The organism is Paenibacillus sp. PL2-23, assembly GCF_040834005.1.
Classification (GTDB): Bacteria; Bacillota; Bacilli; order Paenibacillales; family Paenibacillaceae; genus Pristimantibacillus.
On sequence record NZ_CP162129.1, the window covers coordinates 787,501 to 805,665 of the forward strand.

Consider the following 18,165-nt stretch of genomic DNA (forward strand, 5'->3'; position numbering starts at 1 on the left):
TGAAAAGGCCCAAGCGACTGTTTAGCAAAAACACAGGTCTGTGCGAAGCCGTAAGGCGAAGTATACGGGCTGACGCCTGCCCGGTGCTGGAAGGTTAAGGGGAGCGGTTAGGGGTAACCCGAAGCTGTGAACCGAAGCCCCAGTAAACGGCGGCCGTAACTATAACGGTCCTAAGGTAGCGAAATTCCTTGTCAGGTAAATTCTGACCCGCACGAATGGCGTAACGACTTGGGCGCTGTCTCAACGAGAGATCCGGTGAAATTTTAATACCTGTGAAGATGCAGGTTACCCGCGACAAGACGGAAAGACCCCATGGAGCTTTACTGCAGCTTGATATTGGACTTTGGTACGATCTGTACAGGATAGGTGGGAGCCTATGAAGCCGGAGCGCCAGCTTCGGTGGAGGCGTCCTTGGGATACCACCCTGATCGTATCGGAGTTCTAACCTGGTACCGTGAAGCCGGTACAGGGACCGTGTCAGGCGGGCAGTTTGACTGGGGCGGTCGCCTCCTAAAATGTAACGGAGGCGCCCAAAGGTTCCCTCAGAATGGTTGGAAATCATTCGAAGAGTGCAAAGGCATAAGGGAGCTTGACTGCGAGACCTACAAGTCGAGCAGGGACGAAAGTCGGGCTTAGTGATCCGGTGGTACCGCATGGAAGGGCCATCGCTCAACGGATAAAAGCTACCCTGGGGATAACAGGCTTATCTCCCCCAAGAGTCCACATCGACGGGGAGGTTTGGCACCTCGATGTCGGCTCATCGCATCCTGGGGCTGAAGTAGGTCCCAAGGGTTGGGCTGTTCGCCCATTAAAGCGGTACGCGAGCTGGGTTCAGAACGTCGTGAGACAGTTCGGTCCCTATCTGTCGCGGGCGCAGGAAATTTGAGAGGAGCTGTCCTTAGTACGAGAGGACCGGGATGGACGTACCGCTGGTGTACCAGTTGTTCCGCCAGGAGCACCGCTGGGTAGCCAAGTACGGACGGGATAAGCGCTGAAAGCATCTAAGCGTGAAGCCCCCCTCAAGATGAGATTTCCCAATTAGTAAGACCCCTTGAAGACGACGAGGTTGATAGGTTCGGGGTGGAAGCACGGCAACGTGTGCAGCTGACGAATACTAATCGGTCGAGGGCTTATCCTAAAGAATAATCAGCTAAAAAGTTCAGCAAACTTTCGTATCCAGTTTTCAGGGCGCAATTGAGATGCCTGAGTGGACAAGCTCCACGAAGACGGTGAAATTGCACATGACATTTGGTGATGTCATTTCCTGACCTTACATGCGACCCCGAGCGCTGTAAGTGACACTATCGGGGACATGTGGCGGTGTAGCTCAGCTGGCTAGAGCGTACGGTTCATACCCGTGAGGTCGGGGGTTCGATCCCCTTCGCCGCTACCATATGGAGGATTAGCTCAGCTGGGAGAGCATCTGCCTTACAAGCAGAGGGTCGGCGGTTCGATCACGTCATCCTCCACCATATTTACTCAGGAGCTGTGGTGTAGAGGCCTAACATGCCTGCCTGTCACGCAGGAGACCGCGGGTTCGAATCCCGTCAGCTCCGCCATTTTATACCAACAAGTGGATGTTATATGATTCTAATATGGATTCATTTGCAGGAAAGTAAGGCTCGGTAGCTCAGTCGGTAGAGCAGAGGACTGAAAATCCTCGTGTCGGCGGTTCGATTCCGTCCCGAGCCACCATCTATGTTGTGGAGGATTAGCGAAGTGGCCAAACGCGGGAGACTGTAAATCTCTTCCTTCGGGTTCGGTGGTTCGAATCCATCATCCTCCACCACTTCTAGAGCCATTAGCTCAGTTGGTAGAGCACCTGACTTTTAATCAGGGTGTCGTAGGTTCGAGTCCTACATGGCTCACCAGTTTTTTCATAAGGTGAATGCAGGAGAGGCGATGCCTCTCTTTTTTGTTTGTATAGGGATATGAGGCAGTGTTACGTAGAGATACAGCAATGACATGAGTGTGGCTTTGCTGCGGATACACCCAAAAAGCTTCAAGGGGGCAATGATGACTGTGTCCCCTTGAAGCTTTTTTTGGTATGCGGACCCCAACGCTTGACCTACTGTACAGAAGATCTGAGCTGAAGCTCAGCCACAAGCTCCTGCACGGATGCTTGCAACCGTTCGGTGACTTCCTCATTCAAGTCGAAGGCAGTCTCGTTGGCATCACTCTGAATCCGATTGATCTGATTATCTGTAGCATATACGCCTCGAATGAAATGACGAGCTCCCATAGAAGAAAGCACGGGCTTCAGCGAATAGTCGATTGACAGCATATGAGCCAAGGTTCCGCCGATGAACAGTGGAAGCACCAGCTTACCCTCAAATCCTTTCTGCGGCAGCAGATCCAAATATGTCTTGAGTACACCGGTGTAGGAGGCTTTGTAGACAGGGCTTGCAATGATTACGGCTGCAGCCTCCTCCACCAGCTTGTTCGCTTCAACGATGGCTGGACTGCCGAACCGAGATTGGATCAGATCATCTGCGGGCAACGTGACGACTGTTATGGTCTTGGATGGGTACCCGCTTTGCTCAAGCTCGCGGCGAACAAGATCAATCATGCCATTTAATCTGGAGGCAGCATTCGGACTTCCCGATATGATGATTATGGGCTTGGACATGTAAAGCTTCACTCCCTGTCATGGTTTGGATAACTGTTGGTTCGAGCGTATCATGTAAGGCCAGCGGGGTCAAACAACGTTTCCAGCTTCATGGAGGGCTGAATTGTTCAGGGATGTTATGTTACAATTATTCAAATAGAGCGAGTACTATTCAGGTCATGGGGAGTGGAGCAGGATGAGCACAATGGAATGGCTAAGGCCGCTGCAGCATATTTTGAACAGCCCGATACAGCTTTTGACCATAAATGTGTCGGAGTGGAAAGCGAAGGTTGCCATTGCTGAAAGTGTTCCCCCAGGTATACCGGCTAATGTCTCCATAGCACCAGGCGGTTGGGCGCAGCATATGGACAAGCTTTGGATGGTAGCGGAGTATGATGGAGGAGACCGGGTTACCGTTCTAGAATTGGAAGGCGCCAAGCTGACTGAGAAGGAGAAAGAGCTGATTAGCTGGACGCTCCAGCTGGCCAACGCTCCCAGCGCTAAGGGGACGAAACAGAACAGCCATCTGACGGAGTCGGAGAAGCAAGCTCATAAAATCGGTGAATGGCTTCAGAAGCAGCTTGAATCGGAGGAACCGAACTATTCCATGCCGGATCATCTGACGGTCGGGAGCCGATTGTATCATGAAATGATTCCCTTTCTATTGGTGACCGAGCACGCCAATACGAGACAAGACGTCTATCCTGAGCTGGAGAAGCTGCTGCGCTCTTTCCTGTCAGAGGAGATATTGCTCATACCGCTGAAGAGCCAGGAATGGCTCATTTGGGGACCTCTATCCCTGCTGAAAGATGAGGATTCCGATTTTGCCGGTGAGCCTACAGAAGAGGAGACGTTGGAGGACAGCTTAACCTCGATCGCGTTTGGTCTTCATGAAATGCTCGCAAGCGAATGGCTGGGCGAATGCCATCTAGCAGTGACTCAGCCTGTATCTCCGGCTAAGGGAATGGTGGAGACGGCTATTGTGCTGAGAGAAACCATTAGCCTGGGCCGAAGGTTCCATGTCGGCACCAATATTCATCTCCCATGGATGCTGCAGCTAGAGAGGCTGCTGAACGCGATTCCTGAATCCAACCGTTCCAAATATTTGGAGCTGTCGCTCAAGCGGGCAGATCTGTTCGTGGAAGCGGAGATGCTGGCTACGCTGGAAACGTTCTTTTCACTGGACTGCAATGTAAGCGAAACAGCGAAAAAGCTGTATATCCACCGCAACACGCTGCTATACCGTTTGGACAAGCTCAAGCAGGAGACTGGACTTGATGTGAGGCAATTCCGGGATGCTGTGCTGGTGAAGATCATATTGCTATTGTACAAAGTTACGAAAAGGAATTAGTTTTTTTGTAAAGTATGTGCATAGTCATATGCCTCGCTGTGAGTTAAGATAAGTGCATAAGAAATTTAACGAAATTCTTTTTTAGGGGGAAACTAATCATGGCAGGCGTACGCTTAGAAGGCATTTACAAAAAATATCCGGGTTCCGACAAAGCATCTGTAACAGATGTAAACCTCGACATTAAAGACAAAGAGTTTCTTGTATTGGTTGGTCCATCCGGCTGCGGTAAATCGACGACTCTTCGTATGATCGCAGGTCTGGAAGAAATCTCGGAAGGTAAATTGTTCATCGGCGACCGCCTCGTGAACGACGTTGCTCCTAAAGATCGCGACATCGCGATGGTATTCCAATCCTACGCCCTGTACCCGCATATGAACGTGTACCAGAACATGGCGTTCGGTCTGAAGCTTCGTAAATTCAAAAAAGCAGACATCGACAAACGTGTTCGTGAAGCTGCTAAAATTCTTGACATCGAGCATTTGCTGGATCGTAAGCCGAAAGCTCTCTCCGGTGGTCAACGTCAGCGCGTTGCCTTGGGTCGTGCGATCGTCCGCGAACCACAAGTATTCTTGATGGACGAACCGCTCTCCAACTTGGACGCGAAGCTTCGCGGTCAAATGCGCGCAGAGATTTCCAAGCTGACAAAGCGTCTGGAAACAACAACAATCTACGTAACGCATGACCAAATCGAGGCTATGACAATGGGTGACCGCATCGTTGTTATGAAGGACGGCTTCATTCAACAAACGGCTTCCCCAGAAGAGCTTTACAACCATCCGGTTAACATCTTCGTTGCAGGCTTCATCGGCGCTCCGTCCATGAACTTTGTAACAGGTACGCTGGCTGAGCAAGGCGGCTCTGTTCGCTTCAAAGCTCCAGGCGTTGACGTTGTAGTACCAGAAGGCAAAGCGGCTACGCTTCGTTCCAAAGGCTACATCGGCAAAGAAGTTATTCTGGGCATTCGTCCTGAGGACATCCATGAAGAGCCAGTATTCCTGGAAGCATCCCCTAACACGATCGTGAACGCGAACGTTGAGGTTGCTGAGAACCTTGGTCACGAAATGTACCTGTACCTGAACGGTATCGGCACAGACACTGTTATCGCACGTGTAGACGGACGTTCCGGCGTACGCGACGGCGCTAGCGTGAAGCTCGCTCTTGACATGAACAAGACTCACCTGTTCGACAAAGAGTCCGAACTGAACATTTTCGAGAACTAATCCCCCTTATTATAGAAGGAGCCTTCGGTTGATACCGTGGGCTCTTTTTTATTTGCCCAAGATTAAAACCGTTTGATGAGCTGCAACGTCTAATCCATAACCACATGATGAGCTGGCAGTACGGGGAGGGAAGACATGAGCCATGAAAAGAGTGGTCGAACACGTATATCGCTATTCGACGATGAGGATGTATTAATGAGCCGAATAGGACTGGAAAAAAGTAAAATGTTCGGCATTGCTTACGCCTATATGCGAAATGAGCAGGATGCGCTTGAAGCGATACAAGAAACAATAAGCCGAGTCTGGATCAAGAGGTCAGGGCTGCGCGATGAGAACTATTTTGCAACCTGGATGATTCGAATTCTTATTAATGTCTGTATGGACGAGAGGAAGAAACGGAAACGAGAGCGGTTGATGACGAATATTCCCTTGGGAAGTGTACCCTTCCCCCAGCAGGAAACGGATGATCGGATCGGCATGACAGAGCAGATTGCGAAGCTTCGCCCCAAATACCGGATGGTCATCGTGCTGAAATATTATCGGGATATGACGATTACAGAGATCGGAGAGCTGCTCGACCGGCCTGATGGCACGATTCGTACTTGGCTTCACAAGGCGTTGAAGGTGCTGAGAGAGGATATGAATGTGGGAGAGGAGGGCATGAAGCATGAGCGACTCGCGAAAAAAGGTTAGGGAAGAAGCGGAACATAAGGAAAATTTAGAGAAGGTACTTGGATTTGATGAAGACGAGTCTTATCATGATATAGTTGAAAAGCTTCGTGAAGATAGCTTTCAAATGGACAACAGGATAAGGTTGATGAGCTCAGAATGGGAACAGAAAATAGACGCAAGCATTATAATGGGATTGCAGGTCGGGAAACGGCGCGGAATCCGTTATAGGGGGAGCAGATTTAGCATTCAACTGGGAGCAGCAGCTATTTGCATGCTGTTGCTGCTTACGGCATTCGTGCGGATCTCTCCGACATTTGCCGCCTTCATGAAGGAAATTCCGGGCTTTAGCGGATTTGTTGAGTTGATCTCCTATGATCAGTCACTCTCATCCGCAATCGAAAATGAATATTTGCAGCTCGTAGGAATTTCAGTTGAAAAAAATGGGTATAAGCTTACTGTGAATGGCGTAATTGCAGATTCCCAGAGACTTGTTCTTCTCTATACTGCAGAGGGACCAGGGATAAATGAAAAAAACTCAACTTTTCTTCCCTATGAATTAAAGAATGAGAAGGGACAGGAGCTTTCTGCAGTCATTGCTTCCTCTCACTACTATCGAGAATCAAAGCATAATAATGAGGTTGTTCAAGATTACCTTGATATTTTAATGTCCCCTGATACTCCTGTCCCGCAGCAACTAAACTTCCGATTAAAGCTTGGAGAGGAGTGGCTGGAAGTAGACGTCCCAATCGACCATTCGGAATTTGTTGAAAGAGAAGAGCGAATAAATATTAATCAAGAAATTGAGATAGAGGGACAGAAAATCGTTATAGAAAATGCCATAATCACCCCTCTTCAAGTAGCGATTTCGTTTAAAGCGGATCCATCCAATAAAATGAGACTTAACCACTTCATCGATCTACAGCTTGTCGACGAACGAGGACGTACGTATATCACGAACAGCGGAATGGGTGATCTGGATAACAGCATCACCAGAAATTTTCAAAGCCCCTACTTTCAGAAGCCTAAGAAGTTAACTCTAAGTGCCAGAGGCATTCATCTATCGGAAAGAGATTTAAGTCTGACGATTAACACCGAAACAGGTGAAACATTGTCTGCGCCAGACAATAATTTGAAGCTTATAGGCACGAGCAGCAATACTGATACGTTGATTCTGGAGCTGCTCTTGAAACAAAATGATCCTGAAGGATCTAGAGTGATGTATACGTTGTTTAAAAGTGAGGGTACTTTCAAAGACGCGGAAGGAATAGAATACAACTTGGAAGACAGTGGAAATGTAAGCATGCGATGGGATAGCGGATCTAATGAAGCAACTTACTCCTACAGCATTCCCAACAGGAGTTATGCACAGCCGCTAACCTTCAAGATTGAAGAGTATCTCGGGTACGCCTTGCAGGACATCAAGGTTAAGATTAAATAAACGGGAGGCGCTTGCGCGGCGGGAAACGTTGCGTTTGGCGCCTTTTTGCATTACGATGAAGACATTGGAAAAATCCAGATCTTACATAACGCTGATGATAGAGCATGCAGCCTGCAAATGAAGGAGGTCCATACATTGCCGAAAAAAGTGAAAGTATCGGAGCTAGTGAGACAGTTTCAACTTGAGATCGTAGCCGGCGAGGACGGACTGAAGAGAAGCGTGACGGTGGATGATTTGTACAGACCGGGCTTGGAGATGGCCGGCTACTTCCATTACCATCCCGCTGAGCGCGTGCAGCTGCTGGGCAGAACCGAAATTTCGTTCCTCAGTATGCTGGATAGCGAGGAAAGGAAAAACAGAATGGTACGGCTCTGCGACGAGGCGACGCCATGCATTATTTTGACCCGGGGACTGGAGGCGCCGCTGGAGCTGGTAGAGCAGGCCAACGCCACGAACATTCCGCTGCTCCGCAGTAATGTCGCTACTACCATTCTCTCCAGCCGGATTACGGACTTCCTGGAGCATAAGCTTGCCCCAACGGCGACCATTCACGGGGTGCTTGTTGATGTGTACGGCGTCGGCATGCTGATTACAGGCGGCAGCGGCATCGGCAAAAGCGAAACCGCGCTGGAGCTGGTGAAGCGAAGCCACCGTCTTATCGCGGATGACGCGGTCGAAATTCGGCAGACGTCGGATGGCCAGCTGCACGGTACAGCGCCTGAGCTGATCCGCCATTTGCTCGAAATTCGCGGGCTGGGCATCATTAATGTGATGACGCTGTTCGGAGCCGGTGCAGTCCGCACCCAGAAGCGAATTGGTCTGGTTATTAAGCTGGAGAACTGGCAGCAGGACAAGCAATACGACCGCCTGGGGCTGGATGAGGAGACAACACGAATTATCGACACGGACATTCCGCTGGTCACCATTCCTGTTCGTCCGGGACGGAACTTGGCTGTCATCATTGAGGTGGCGGCGATGAACTTCCGTCTGAAGCGGATGGGCTATAATGCGGCGCTTCAATTCACGAACAAGCTGACCGAAACGATCGCCGATGATATCGATGATTACGATTGAGCGGCTGCTGCTTCAACCTGAATGGTGGAAACGGAAATCAAGTAGAGGGAGTCGATAAGAGGAATGCTTACGTTAGCCATTAACCCGGTCGTATTCGAGCTGGGGGGATTGTCCATTCGATGGTATGGCCTAATTCTCGGCGCAGCCGCGCTGGCTGGCCTGCTGTTAGCGGTATGGGAAGGCAAGCGCTTCGGCATCAAGCCAGATTTCTTCATGGACCTGCTGCTGTTCGGCGCGCCGTCGGCAATTATTGCCGCACGTATCTATTATGTGGCGTTTAAGTGGGAAGATTATAAGGACAATCCGATAGACATATTCAAAATATGGGAGGGCGGCATCGCCATCTACGGCGCGATTATCGGCGCTTTCATATGCGGTATTATCTATGCGAGATACAAAGGCTACAGCTTCATCCGCATCGCTGATATTTGTATGCCATCCATTCTAATCGGCCAGATGATCGGCCGTTGGGGCAATTTTATGAACCAGGAGGCGTATGGCGCGCCGGTGGGAGAGGACTTCCTTCGCAATACGCTGCATATCCCATCGTTTATCGTGGACCATATGTTTATTGTGGATCAGGCGTTCCCAGGCGGAGCCTTCCGCCACCCCGCATTTCTATATGAGTCATTATGGAGTCTGGTGGGACTCGGCATTCTGTTTGTTCTGCGCCGTCAGAAGTTTCTGCGCGCGGGCGAGCTGATGGCTTCTTATTTCATCTGGTATTCCATTGGCCGGTTTTTGATCGAGGCGCTAAGAATCGATAGTCTGGCATTTATCGGACCTAGCTGGCTCGCCTCTCTTATTAACGGGCTATGGTCGCCGATGGATGCAGTGTTCGACGCAGGCTATCTCGATCCGTCCTACGGCAATATCCGTATTTCGCAAATGCTGGCACTGCTGCTAATCCTGGCGGCTATTGCCTTTATCGTGATCAGACGATTGAACGGCGGCCCGAAGGTGTACTACTCGGATCCCGTTGTGACGACGAAGCCTGAAAGAAATGGTATGGTGACAGACACGGCTCCTGCTGCAAGCGAGCAAGCGGTTGAGCCGGTGAACACGAAGCCGGAGTCGGGCGGCGAATCGGATCCGCCCAGAGCGTAACATGCCAGCGTGATTGGCTATTTTGAAGGAGGCTTCAAGCAACATGAGACAAGTACGGACGATGCTGTTCGATCTGGACGGCACCATACTGGACACCAATGAATTGATTATACGCTCTTTCCTGGAGGCGCTGAAGGACTGCGTGCCGCAAGGATTCTGTCGTGACCATATTATTCCCAGCATGGGACAGCCGCTGGAGCAGCAGCTGCGTCTGTTCTCCGGCTTGGAGGATGTCGCGCATCTCGTGGCGGCTTACCGGGAAGTGAACCTGAGGCTGCATGACGAGCTGGTGACGGTGTTCGCCCATGTGAACGAGGTGCTGGAGACACTTCATCAGCAAGGCGTGCAGATCGGCGTCGTGACAACCAAGATGAGAATGACAACCGAAAAAGGGTTGAAATACGTGGGCATCTACGACTATGTGGACGCGATTGTGACCATTGATGATGTCGTAAATGCCAAGCCGCATCCGGAGCCGGTGCAGAAAGCGCTGGCGCTGCTGAACGCGGACCCTGCCTCCACCATTATGGTGGGCGACAGCTCCGTCGATATGCAGGCTGCCGTAGCCGCTGGCGTTACCGCAGTGGGCGTGGCATGGTCGCTGAAGGGTGCCGAGGTGCTGCGGAATGCGGGCGCCGACTATGTCATTGACGATATGCGTGAGCTGTACGCATTCTCGGAGGCAGGGGCTGAGACGGTGTGAGAAACGTCGAGCGCTACCCCGTCGAAGGCCCCAATGCCTTGTGGCAGCTATATTCGACGGTGAGCAGAATAAAGGCGGTTCGTAATTTCATCGCGATTCAAATATCCCGCTATTGCCCGAGTCTCCCCATGAAGCGTTGGATTTATCGCCGACTGCTGGGGATGAAGGTTGGCGAGCATACGGCGTTTGCGCTGATGGTGATGGTGGATGTGTTTTTTCCGGAACGGATTACGGTAGGCCGCAACACGATTATCGGATATAATACGACGATTCTTACGCATGAATATTTGATCAAGGAATATCGTCTTGGAGATGTGCGGATTGGCGATGATGTAATGATTGGGGCGAACTCCACGATTCTGCCCGGTGTGACGATTGGGGATCGTGCGGTTGTCGCGGCTGGCACGTTGGTACACAAGGACGTTCCGGAAGGCGCCTTTGTTGGCGGCAATCCGATGAGGGTCATCGAGCGGCGGGGCGAAGGGTAGCTTGCGGCTGAGGAAGAGGATATCCATTCAGGCTTGGAAACGGGGTGCTGCGCTTAGCGCAAAAGCTCCCGAAGCCGGATGGATATCCTCCTTTTTTGCCAATAGGGGTGCAGGCGAAATTGGCTTGACGCGCCAGCAGCGTTCGTGCTACTATAGCAACTAACATCTTTATTTTGGTAGTATGGTAACATATTAACGCTTTAATATAATAAAGGATATAAAAAGGGGAACGGTTATGTCTAAACCTAAAATGTTCGAGAAGCCGATCGGCGTCAAGGATTATTTGCCCGATGCGGTTCGGAAGCTGCGCCAGATCGAACGGGATGTGCTGGCCTGCATGCGCAGATGGGGCTATGAGCAGATTATTACGCCTACAATGGAGTTTTATGATACGGTTGGCACGGCCAGCTCGACCTCGGATCAGAAGCTATACAAGCTGCTAAATAATCGCGGCACAACACTGGTGCTGCGCTCAGATATGACGGCGCCAATCGCGCGTGTCGTCTCTTCGCTGTTGAAGGAAGCGGAGTTTCCGCTTAGGCTGTCCTATCATTCTAATGTGTTCCGCTCCATTGAGGAGGAAGCGGGACGCGAGGCGGAGTTTTTCCAGACAGGTGTGGAGCTTGTAGGGGATTCGTCGGCGGAAGCGGATGCGGAGGTTGTGGCGCTTGCGATCGCCTCGCTGAAGGCGGCAGGCGTGGAGCGGTTCAAAATCGCGATCGGCCATGTCGGATTCCTGAACGGGCTGTTGGGCGAAGCGCTGCCGGGTCGCGTGGAGGAGCAGGAGCTGCTGAAGAGCTGTCTGCTGGGCCGGGACTATGTGGGCTACAGGGAAGAGCTGCGCAAGCTCTCGCTTGAGGAGTCGGTTCAGCGCGAGCTGGAAGGCATCCTGAGGCTGCGAGGCGGAGGCGAGATCTGCGAGCAAGCGCTGCAGGTAAGCTCAGACGAGACGGCTAGAGCGTCGATCAGCCATCTGTGCGACATCTGGGATGCGCTGAAGGCGTATGGCGTAAGCGAGCATGTCCTGATCGACCTGACGATGATCGGCGACTTCTCTTATTATACGGGCATGACCTTCGAGGGTTATGCGGCGGACCTGGGCTTCCCTGTCGTGAGCGGCGGACGCTACGACAATCTGCTTTCGCAGTTCGGCCGACCTGCGGCGGCTACGGGCTTTGCGCTCAAGACGACAAGAGTGCTGGAGCTGCTCGGAGCCGAATCGGAGGAGCCGGAGGCGCGCACGCTGATTGTATACGACGCCGAGGGCCGCAACGCCGCGCTGGCTGAAGCCTCAAGGCTGCGCAGCCTTGGCGTCATGACGGTGGTGGAGCGAATGAGCTGGCATGACCCCCTGGAGGAGCAAGCGGCGGGCGAGAGATTTTTGGCATATAAGGGTGTCCTGTACTCTTCCGTACTGCAGTATGTGAATGGATCGGTGAAGGGAGGCGGCTTGCAATGAGCGCAGCAGAGAAGGAAGTACTGAAGGTCGCCATGCCCAAGGGCAGAATCTATAAGCAGGCATTAAAGCTGTTCCGCGAGGCGGGAATCCCGATTCCTGGCGATTTCGACGATACGCGCAAGCTCATTATCGAGCAGCCGGAAGCCAATATGGAGTTTATTATGGCCAAGCCGGTGGATGTGCCGACCTATGTGGAGTACGGCGTGGCGGATATCGGCATTGTGGGCAAGGATGTGCTGATGGAGGAGGACAAGGATGTCTACGAGCTGCTGGATCTGGGTATCGCCAAATGCAGAATGTCCGTCATTGGCCTTCCCGACTGGAAGCCGGCCATTCATCCCCGCGTAGCGACCAAATATCCCAACGTGGCTTCGGCGTACTTCCGGGAGCTGGGGCAGCAGGTTGAGGTTATTAAGCTGAACGGCTCCATCGAGCTGGCGCCGCTGATCGGCCTTGCTGACCGCATTGTCGATATGGTGGAAACGGGACAGACGCTGAGGGAAAACGGGCTGGTGGAGTTTGAGTCCATCTTCGGCATTACAAGTCGTCTGATCGCGAATCGCGTGAGCTACCGAATGAAGAACGACAGCATTCAAAGCTTGTGCGATAGGCTGGAAGAGACGATTGCGTCTAAGGTATAAGACTTGGAAATCGATGAATCTGCTGCTGCAATGCCGGTAGAGGTATTGGCAGGGATGAGAGCAAGCGGGAGGAAAGGGGCGTTGGCAGATGCGTATCATGCGCGCGGAGCAATTTGGATTGAAGCGTGAGGTGGAGTACGGTACACCGGAGCAGAATGAAGCGGTCCTGCGGATTGTGGCGGACTTGAAGGCCGAGGGCGATTCGGCTTTGCTGCGATATACAGAGGAACTGGACAGGGTGAAGCTGGACGCGTCACAGCTGCGCGTGACGCAGGAGGAGATTGAGGCGGCGTACGAACGGGTCGACGCTGCGTTTCTGACGGCGATCCGGGAGGCGGCCGTCAATATTCGCCGTTTCCATGAGAAGCAGCTGCGTAACTCATGGATGGATCTGCAGCCGGACGGGACGATGCTGGGCCAGATTATGCGCCCGCTGAAGCGGGTGGGCGTCTATGTGCCTGGCGGCAAAGCGGCGTATCCCTCGTCCGTGCTCATGAATGTGATTCCGGCACAGGTAGCGGGAGTGCCGGAGATTGTGATGGTGACGCCGCCTGCGACCGGCGGCAAAGAGGGCATCGACCCGTACATTCTTGTGGCCGCCGCGGAAGCGGGCGTCCGGGAGCTGTACCGGGTCGGTGGAGCTCAGGCCATCGCGGCTCTCGCGTATGGCACGGATTCGATTGCTCCGGTCGACAAGATCTGTGGACCGGGCAATATCTATGTGGCGCTGGCGAAGCGCGCCGTGTTCGGCGCCGTCGATATCGACAGTATCGCCGGGCCAAGCGAGATTGTGGTGCTAGCCGACGAGACGGCGGACGCTTCCTACGTGGCAGCGGATCTGCTGTCGCAGGCGGAGCATGACGAGATGGCTTCGTCGGTACTCGTGACGCCTTCCGCTGCCCTGGCAGAGGCGGTGGCCGCCGAGGTGGAGCGGCAATTGAAGGAGCTGCCGCGCGAGGCAATCGCTCGCAGCTCTATCGACCAGTACGGCGCCGTGCTGCTGGTCGATTCGCTGGAGGATGGCATTGCCGTCGTGAACCAGCTGGCTCCGGAGCATCTGGAAATTCTGACCGTGGATCCCATGAAGCTGCTGGGCTTTATCGAGAACGCGGGCGCCATATTCCTGGGGCCGTATAGCTCGGAGCCGGTGGGGGATTATTTTGCAGGGCCGAATCACATTATCCCGACGAACGGAACGGCTCGCTTCTCATCGCCGGTGAACGTGGACGACTTCCTGAAGAAGTCGAGCCTCATCTACTACAGCAAGGAAGCGCTGATGAAGAACGGCGAAAGCATTATGACGCTGGCGCGCCATGAAGGTCTGGAGGGCCATGCTCGCGCGATCGGGATCCGTTTGGAGAAGGAGCGGGAGTAGGGCCGCTGGCTTGGAGTGTTCAGTTACAAAGTAAATAGAAGAAAGCAGGGGTTGCGATGGCAGAACAAACGGTACGCGAGGCGTCGGTCGCGCGGAAGACGAATGAAACAGATATTACTTTGAAGTTTGCGGTGGATGGTACGGGCCAGGCGAAGCTGGAGACGGACGTGCCGTTCTTGAATCATATGCTGGACCTGTTCGCCAAGCACGGCCAATTCGACCTGACAGTTGACGCGAAGGGCGATATTGATATCGACGACCACCATACCGTTGAAGATATCGGCATTTGTCTCGGGCAGACGCTGCGCGAGGCGCTGGGCGACAAGCGCGGCATTAAGCGGTATGCGAGCGTGTTCGTGCCGATGGACGAGGCGCTGGCTCAGGTTGTCATCGACGTGAGCAATCGGCCTCACTTCGAATATCGCGCACAGTATCCGTCCTCCCAGGTCGGCAGCTTCTCCACGGAGCTTGTGCACGAGTTTCTGTGGAAGCTTGCGCTGGAGGCGCGTATTACGCTGCATGTCATCGTTCACTACGGTCAAAATACACACCATATGATCGAGGCCGTCTTCAAGGCGCTGGGCCGCGCATTGGACGAAGCGACCAGCATCGATCCGCGTGTGACGGGAGTGCCTTCAACGAAGGGAGTGCTGTAGCATGATCGCGATCATCGACTATGGCATGGGCAATCTGCATAGCGTCAGCAAAGCGGTGGAGCGTCTCGGCTATGAGGCGGTCGTAACAGCGGACCCGCAGACCATTCTGGAGGCCGACGGCGCTATTCTGCCTGGTGTGGGCGCATTCGGCGACGCCATGCAGAATCTGCGCAATACAGGGCTCGATGAGGTGACGAGGTTCTACGCCGCGTCGGGCAAGCCGATGCTGGGCATTTGCTTAGGGATGCAGCTGCTGTTCAGCGAGAGTGAGGAGTACGGCCAGCATGAAGGCTTGAAGCTGCTGCCCGGCGCGGTCATCCGCTTCAACGGAGACTTCAAAATTCCGCACATGGGCTGGAACAAGCTGAGCTTCCTGCAGTCAGAGTCGCCATTGTTCAACGGACTCGACGAAGGGCATGTCTATTTCGTGCATTCGTTCCATGCGAAGCCGGAGCAGTCCTCGGATCTGCTCGCCGTCACGGATTACAACGGTCCCGTTACCGCCATTGTCGGAAGGGGCCAAGTGTTCGGCATGCAGTTCCATCCGGAGAAGAGCGGCGATCTGGGCATGGCCTTGCTGGGTAATTTCCTTGCCTTGACCCGCAGCGCCGAATCGCAACAGCGGACTGCGCAATAGGACAGGGCGGAGAGAGGAGAAAACAACATGCTGGCGAAACGAATTATTCCATGCTTGGATGTGAAGGACGGCCGCGTGGTCAAAGGCGTTAATTTCGTTAACCTGCGAGATGCGGGAGACCCCGTCGAGCTGGCGGCGATCTATGACCGCGAGGGCGCAGATGAGCTGGTATTCCTGGATATATCGGCTTCGGTAGAGGGGCGCGCAACGATGATCGAGGTGGTGAAGCGCACCGCCGGCGAAATTACGATTCCGTTCACGGTGGGGGGAGGCATCTCCCATGTGGACGACATGAAGCGCCTGCTTCGGGCTGGCGCGGACAAAATTGGCATTAACACAGCCGCTATCCGAAATAAAACGCTGGTATCCGACGGCGCGCGCCGCTTCGGATCACAGTGCATCGTCGTTGCGATCGACGCCAAATTCAATGCTGAATGGGGCGAGTGGGAGGTCTACACGCACGGCGGCAGGCAATCCACAGGCATTCGCGCCCTGGAATGGGCCAAGGAAGCGGAGCGGCTGGGAGCGGGCGAGTTGCTGCTGACGAGCATGGACGCCGACGGCACGAAGGACGGCTTCGACATGAAGCTGACCTCCGCGGTATCGAATCTCGTAGGCATTCCTGTCATTGCATCGGGAGGAGCGGGACGCGTGGAGCATTTCCATGAGGTGTTCCAGCACGCCAATGCGGATGCGGGACTGGCCGCCACTATCTTCCATTACAAGGAAATGACGATACAGGAAGTGAAGGACGACCTGCGGGAGAAAGGAGTCGAAGTCAGATAATGAATAGCTCGGACATTCAAGGTCAAATTAAATGGGATAGTCAGGGTCTCGTTCCGGCGATTGTGCAGGACGCGATCAGCAAAGAAGTGTTAATGATGGCTTATATGAACGCGGAATCGCTGCAGAAGTCGATCGAGTCGGGCTCGACCTGGTTCTGGAGCCGCTCGCGCGGCGAGCTGTGGAACAAAGGAGCAACCAGCGGCCATACACAGCGTATCGCTTCCATGGCATACGATTGCGATGGCGACACCTTGCTGGTGCGTGTCGTGCAGCAAGGTCCGGCTTGCCATACGGGCAGCTACAGCTGCTTCTTTAACGGGATCGAGGTGCAGGGCGCCGAGCTCGCTGCTGAGGCGAACGCTGACCGCTTCGGCATACTGGGCCGGCTTGAGACGGTCATTGCGGAGCGTCACGCGGAGCGGCCGGCCGGCGCATATACGACTTATCTGTTCGAGAAGGGCGTCGACAAAATATTGAAGAAGGTCGGAGAAGAATCCGCCGAGGTCATTATCGCCGCCAAAAATCAAGACAATGTGGAGCTGAGAAGCGAAGCCGGCGATCTGCTGTTCCATCTCATGGTGCTGCTGCGCGAGCGCGGGCTGCCTCTGGACGAGATTATGGCTGAGCTGGAGAGCAGGCACGGCAAACCGACCACAAATAAGATGAGATAGTCATGACTTTGTCGAAAATTAGCCCCAATCCTTTTTTGAATTATCGGTAAATCCATGTATAATAGGACGGGTAAGGGTAATTTTTTGTGCAAGATAAATAAGAATCAAATGGTTGAAACGCTCAGGAGGGTATCATGTTAAGCGACAAGGTGCGTATTTTTTCGGGTTCGTCCAACCCGGTGTTAGCGCAGAAAATCAGCAACGAGCTAGGACTCAACCTCGGCTCGATCAAGTTGTCCCGTTTCAAGAGCGGTGAGATCTATGTCCATTATGAAGAAACGATCCGCAATTGCGACGTCTTCCTCGTGCAGTCATTCTCTCATCCGATCAATGAGCATTTTGTCGAATTGCTTGTTATGATCGACGCGGCGAAGCGCGCATCCGCAAGAACGGTCAATATTATTATGCCGTACTACGGATATGCGCGTCAGGAGCGCAAAGCGGCTCCGCGGGAACCCATCTCGGCGAAGATGCTGGCGGATGTGCTGACGACGGTAGGCGCGACGCGCGTCATTACGATTGATCTTCATGCTCCGGCGATTCAAGGCTTCTTCAATATTCCGGTGGACCATATGACGGCGCTGGATCTGATCAGCGATTACCTGAAGTCCAAAAATATTAAAAATCCGGTTGTTGTCTCTCCCGATGCGGGACGCGCCTCCACGGCCGAGAAGCTGGCGAACTACCTGGATACATCCTTTGCGATCATGATTAAGAAGCGTTCCGCCCACAACGAATCCTCTATTACGCATGTTATCGGTGATGTTGAAGGACAGACGCCGATTATTATCGAGGATTTGATTGATACTGGCGGCACGATCGTCAATGTTGTTGAAAGCCTGAAAGAAAGAGGCGCGGAGGATGTCTATGTCTGCGCTACGCACCCGCTATTCTCCGGAAATGCAATTGAGCGTCTTGATCATTCCAATATTAAAGAGGTTATCGTCACGGATTCCATTATGCTGCCCGAGAACACGCCTGACCGGTTCAAAATATTATCGGTTGCGCCGCTGCTCGCGGAGGCAACGCGGATTATTCTGGACGGCGGCTCCATCAGCACCCTGTTCAAAAACAAAGGCGTATAAGGCGGCTCCGTCCGCTGCCGCCCATAATGGAATAGCATGATCAGAAATCGCGGACGGCGCTTTAGCTGCTCGCGATTTTTTTCTGCCACATTTTCTTTATGTGTGACGACGGCGGTGCTGTGATATAATCGAAAAAACGTAACACTTGAGCGAATGCTTACGAAGTAAGTTTCACTGTCGTGAAACTTTAAGCC

The 18,165-nt window shown here is 53.2% G+C and carries 17 protein-coding genes, 6 tRNA genes and 1 rRNA gene (1 of these 24 only partly in view); 23 read left to right on the forward strand and 1 reads right to left on the reverse strand.

The features are described 5' to 3' along the window. From AB1S56_RS03355 to AB1S56_RS03385, 7 genes are all read left to right on the forward strand, one after another. Positions 1-1,138, forward strand: a 23S ribosomal RNA gene (locus AB1S56_RS03355); it begins 1,793 nt to the left of the window's first position. A 178-nt stretch (positions 1,139-1,316) separates the two neighbouring features. Beyond that, a tRNA-Met gene (locus tag AB1S56_RS03360) sits at positions 1,317-1,393 on the forward strand. 3 nt (positions 1,394-1,396) lie between these two features. Beyond that, positions 1,397-1,472, forward strand: a tRNA-Val gene (locus tag AB1S56_RS03365). Positions 1,473-1,482: 10 nt separating this feature from the next. After that, positions 1,483-1,559 (forward strand) — tRNA-Asp (locus tag AB1S56_RS03370). A gap of 60 nt (positions 1,560-1,619) precedes the next feature. Then, positions 1,620-1,695 (forward strand) — tRNA-Phe (locus AB1S56_RS03375). Positions 1,696-1,705: 10 nt separating this feature from the next. Then, positions 1,706-1,789: transfer RNA gene (locus AB1S56_RS03380), tRNA-Tyr, on the forward strand. Positions 1,790-1,795: 6 nt separating this feature from the next. After that, positions 1,796-1,871: transfer RNA gene (locus AB1S56_RS03385), tRNA-Lys, on the forward strand. A gap of 197 nt (positions 1,872-2,068) precedes the next feature. Here AB1S56_RS03385 and ssuE read toward each other — a convergent pair. After that, positions 2,069-2,629 (reverse strand): NADPH-dependent FMN reductase, encoded by a 561-nt coding sequence (gene ssuE / locus AB1S56_RS03390; protein WP_340872497.1) that lies wholly within the window; start codon positions 2,627-2,629, stop codon positions 2,069-2,071. 175 nt (positions 2,630-2,804) lie between these two features. Between ssuE and AB1S56_RS03395 the strand changes: the two genes are divergently transcribed. The 16 genes from AB1S56_RS03395 (at position 2,805) to AB1S56_RS03470 (ending at position 17,971) form a co-directional block, all read left to right on the forward strand. Then, positions 2,805-3,959 (forward strand): helix-turn-helix domain-containing protein, encoded by a 1,155-nt coding sequence (locus tag AB1S56_RS03395; RefSeq protein ID WP_340872498.1) that lies wholly within the window; start codon positions 2,805-2,807, stop codon positions 3,957-3,959. 98 nt (positions 3,960-4,057) lie between these two features. Beyond that, positions 4,058-5,179, forward strand: a complete 1,122-nt coding sequence (locus tag AB1S56_RS03400) for a sn-glycerol-3-phosphate ABC transporter ATP-binding protein UgpC (protein ID WP_340872499.1) — start codon at positions 4,058-4,060, stop codon at positions 5,177-5,179. A 135-nt stretch (positions 5,180-5,314) separates the two neighbouring features. Next, entirely contained in the window at positions 5,315-5,872 is a 558-nt protein-coding gene (locus AB1S56_RS03405) for a sigma-70 family RNA polymerase sigma factor (RefSeq protein WP_340872500.1), read from the forward strand. Next, complete coding sequence (locus AB1S56_RS03410) at positions 5,847-7,289, forward strand: DUF4179 domain-containing protein (protein WP_340872501.1); 1,443 nt, start codon at positions 5,847-5,849, stop codon at positions 7,287-7,289. Before AB1S56_RS03405 ends, AB1S56_RS03410 begins: the two co-directional genes overlap by 26 nt. Positions 7,290-7,424: 135 nt before the next feature. Further along, positions 7,425-8,363 (forward strand): HPr(Ser) kinase/phosphatase, encoded by a 939-nt coding sequence (hprK, locus tag AB1S56_RS03415; protein WP_340872502.1) that lies wholly within the window; start codon positions 7,425-7,427, stop codon positions 8,361-8,363. Between the two features lie 63 nt (positions 8,364-8,426). Continuing rightward, positions 8,427-9,470 carry a prolipoprotein diacylglyceryl transferase gene (lgt, locus tag AB1S56_RS03420; RefSeq protein WP_340872504.1) on the forward strand — a complete coding sequence of 348 codons (1,044 nt, stop codon included), beginning with the start codon at positions 8,427-8,429 and terminating at the stop codon, positions 9,468-9,470. Between the two features lie 43 nt (positions 9,471-9,513). Beyond that, positions 9,514-10,173, forward strand: a complete 660-nt coding sequence (gene ppaX / locus AB1S56_RS03425; protein ID WP_340872505.1) for a pyrophosphatase PpaX — start codon at positions 9,514-9,516, stop codon at positions 10,171-10,173. After that, positions 10,170-10,661 (forward strand): acyltransferase, encoded by a 492-nt coding sequence (locus AB1S56_RS03430; protein ID WP_340872506.1) that lies wholly within the window; start codon positions 10,170-10,172, stop codon positions 10,659-10,661. Before ppaX ends, AB1S56_RS03430 begins: the two co-directional genes overlap by 4 nt. 235 nt (positions 10,662-10,896) lie before the next feature. Continuing rightward, on the forward strand, positions 10,897-12,120 hold the full coding sequence (locus tag AB1S56_RS03435; protein WP_340872507.1) for an ATP phosphoribosyltransferase regulatory subunit: 1,224 nt from the start codon (positions 10,897-10,899) through the stop codon (positions 12,118-12,120). Beyond that, a complete protein-coding gene (hisG, locus tag AB1S56_RS03440) occupies positions 12,117-12,761 on the forward strand; it encodes an ATP phosphoribosyltransferase (RefSeq protein ID WP_340872510.1) in 645 nt (214 codons plus the stop codon). The genes AB1S56_RS03435 and hisG overlap by 4 nt, the downstream gene beginning before the upstream one ends. 88 nt (positions 12,762-12,849) lie before the next feature. Beyond that, positions 12,850-14,136 (forward strand): histidinol dehydrogenase, encoded by a 1,287-nt coding sequence (gene hisD, locus AB1S56_RS03445; RefSeq protein ID WP_340872511.1) that lies wholly within the window; start codon positions 12,850-12,852, stop codon positions 14,134-14,136. Positions 14,137-14,192: 56 nt separating this feature from the next. Beyond that, positions 14,193-14,792 carry an imidazoleglycerol-phosphate dehydratase HisB gene (gene hisB, locus AB1S56_RS03450; protein WP_340872512.1) on the forward strand — a complete coding sequence of 200 codons (600 nt, stop codon included), beginning with the start codon at positions 14,193-14,195 and terminating at the stop codon, positions 14,790-14,792. A 1-nt stretch (position 14,793) separates the two neighbouring features. Continuing rightward, a complete protein-coding gene (gene hisH, locus AB1S56_RS03455) occupies positions 14,794-15,429 on the forward strand; it encodes an imidazole glycerol phosphate synthase subunit HisH (RefSeq protein ID WP_340872513.1) in 636 nt (211 codons plus the stop codon). A 27-nt stretch (positions 15,430-15,456) separates the two neighbouring features. Continuing rightward, entirely contained in the window at positions 15,457-16,215 is a 759-nt protein-coding gene (gene hisF, locus AB1S56_RS03460) for an imidazole glycerol phosphate synthase subunit HisF (RefSeq protein WP_340872514.1), read from the forward strand. Continuing rightward, positions 16,215-16,886, forward strand: a complete 672-nt coding sequence (hisIE, locus tag AB1S56_RS03465; RefSeq protein WP_340872515.1) for a bifunctional phosphoribosyl-AMP cyclohydrolase/phosphoribosyl-ATP diphosphatase HisIE — start codon at positions 16,215-16,217, stop codon at positions 16,884-16,886. Before hisF ends, hisIE begins: the two co-directional genes overlap by 1 nt. Before the next feature lie 134 nt (positions 16,887-17,020). Further along, positions 17,021-17,971, forward strand: coding sequence for a ribose-phosphate pyrophosphokinase (locus AB1S56_RS03470; RefSeq protein ID WP_340872516.1), 951 nt, complete (start codon positions 17,021-17,023; stop codon positions 17,969-17,971). The last annotated feature ends 194 nt before the right edge of the window (positions 17,972-18,165 follow it).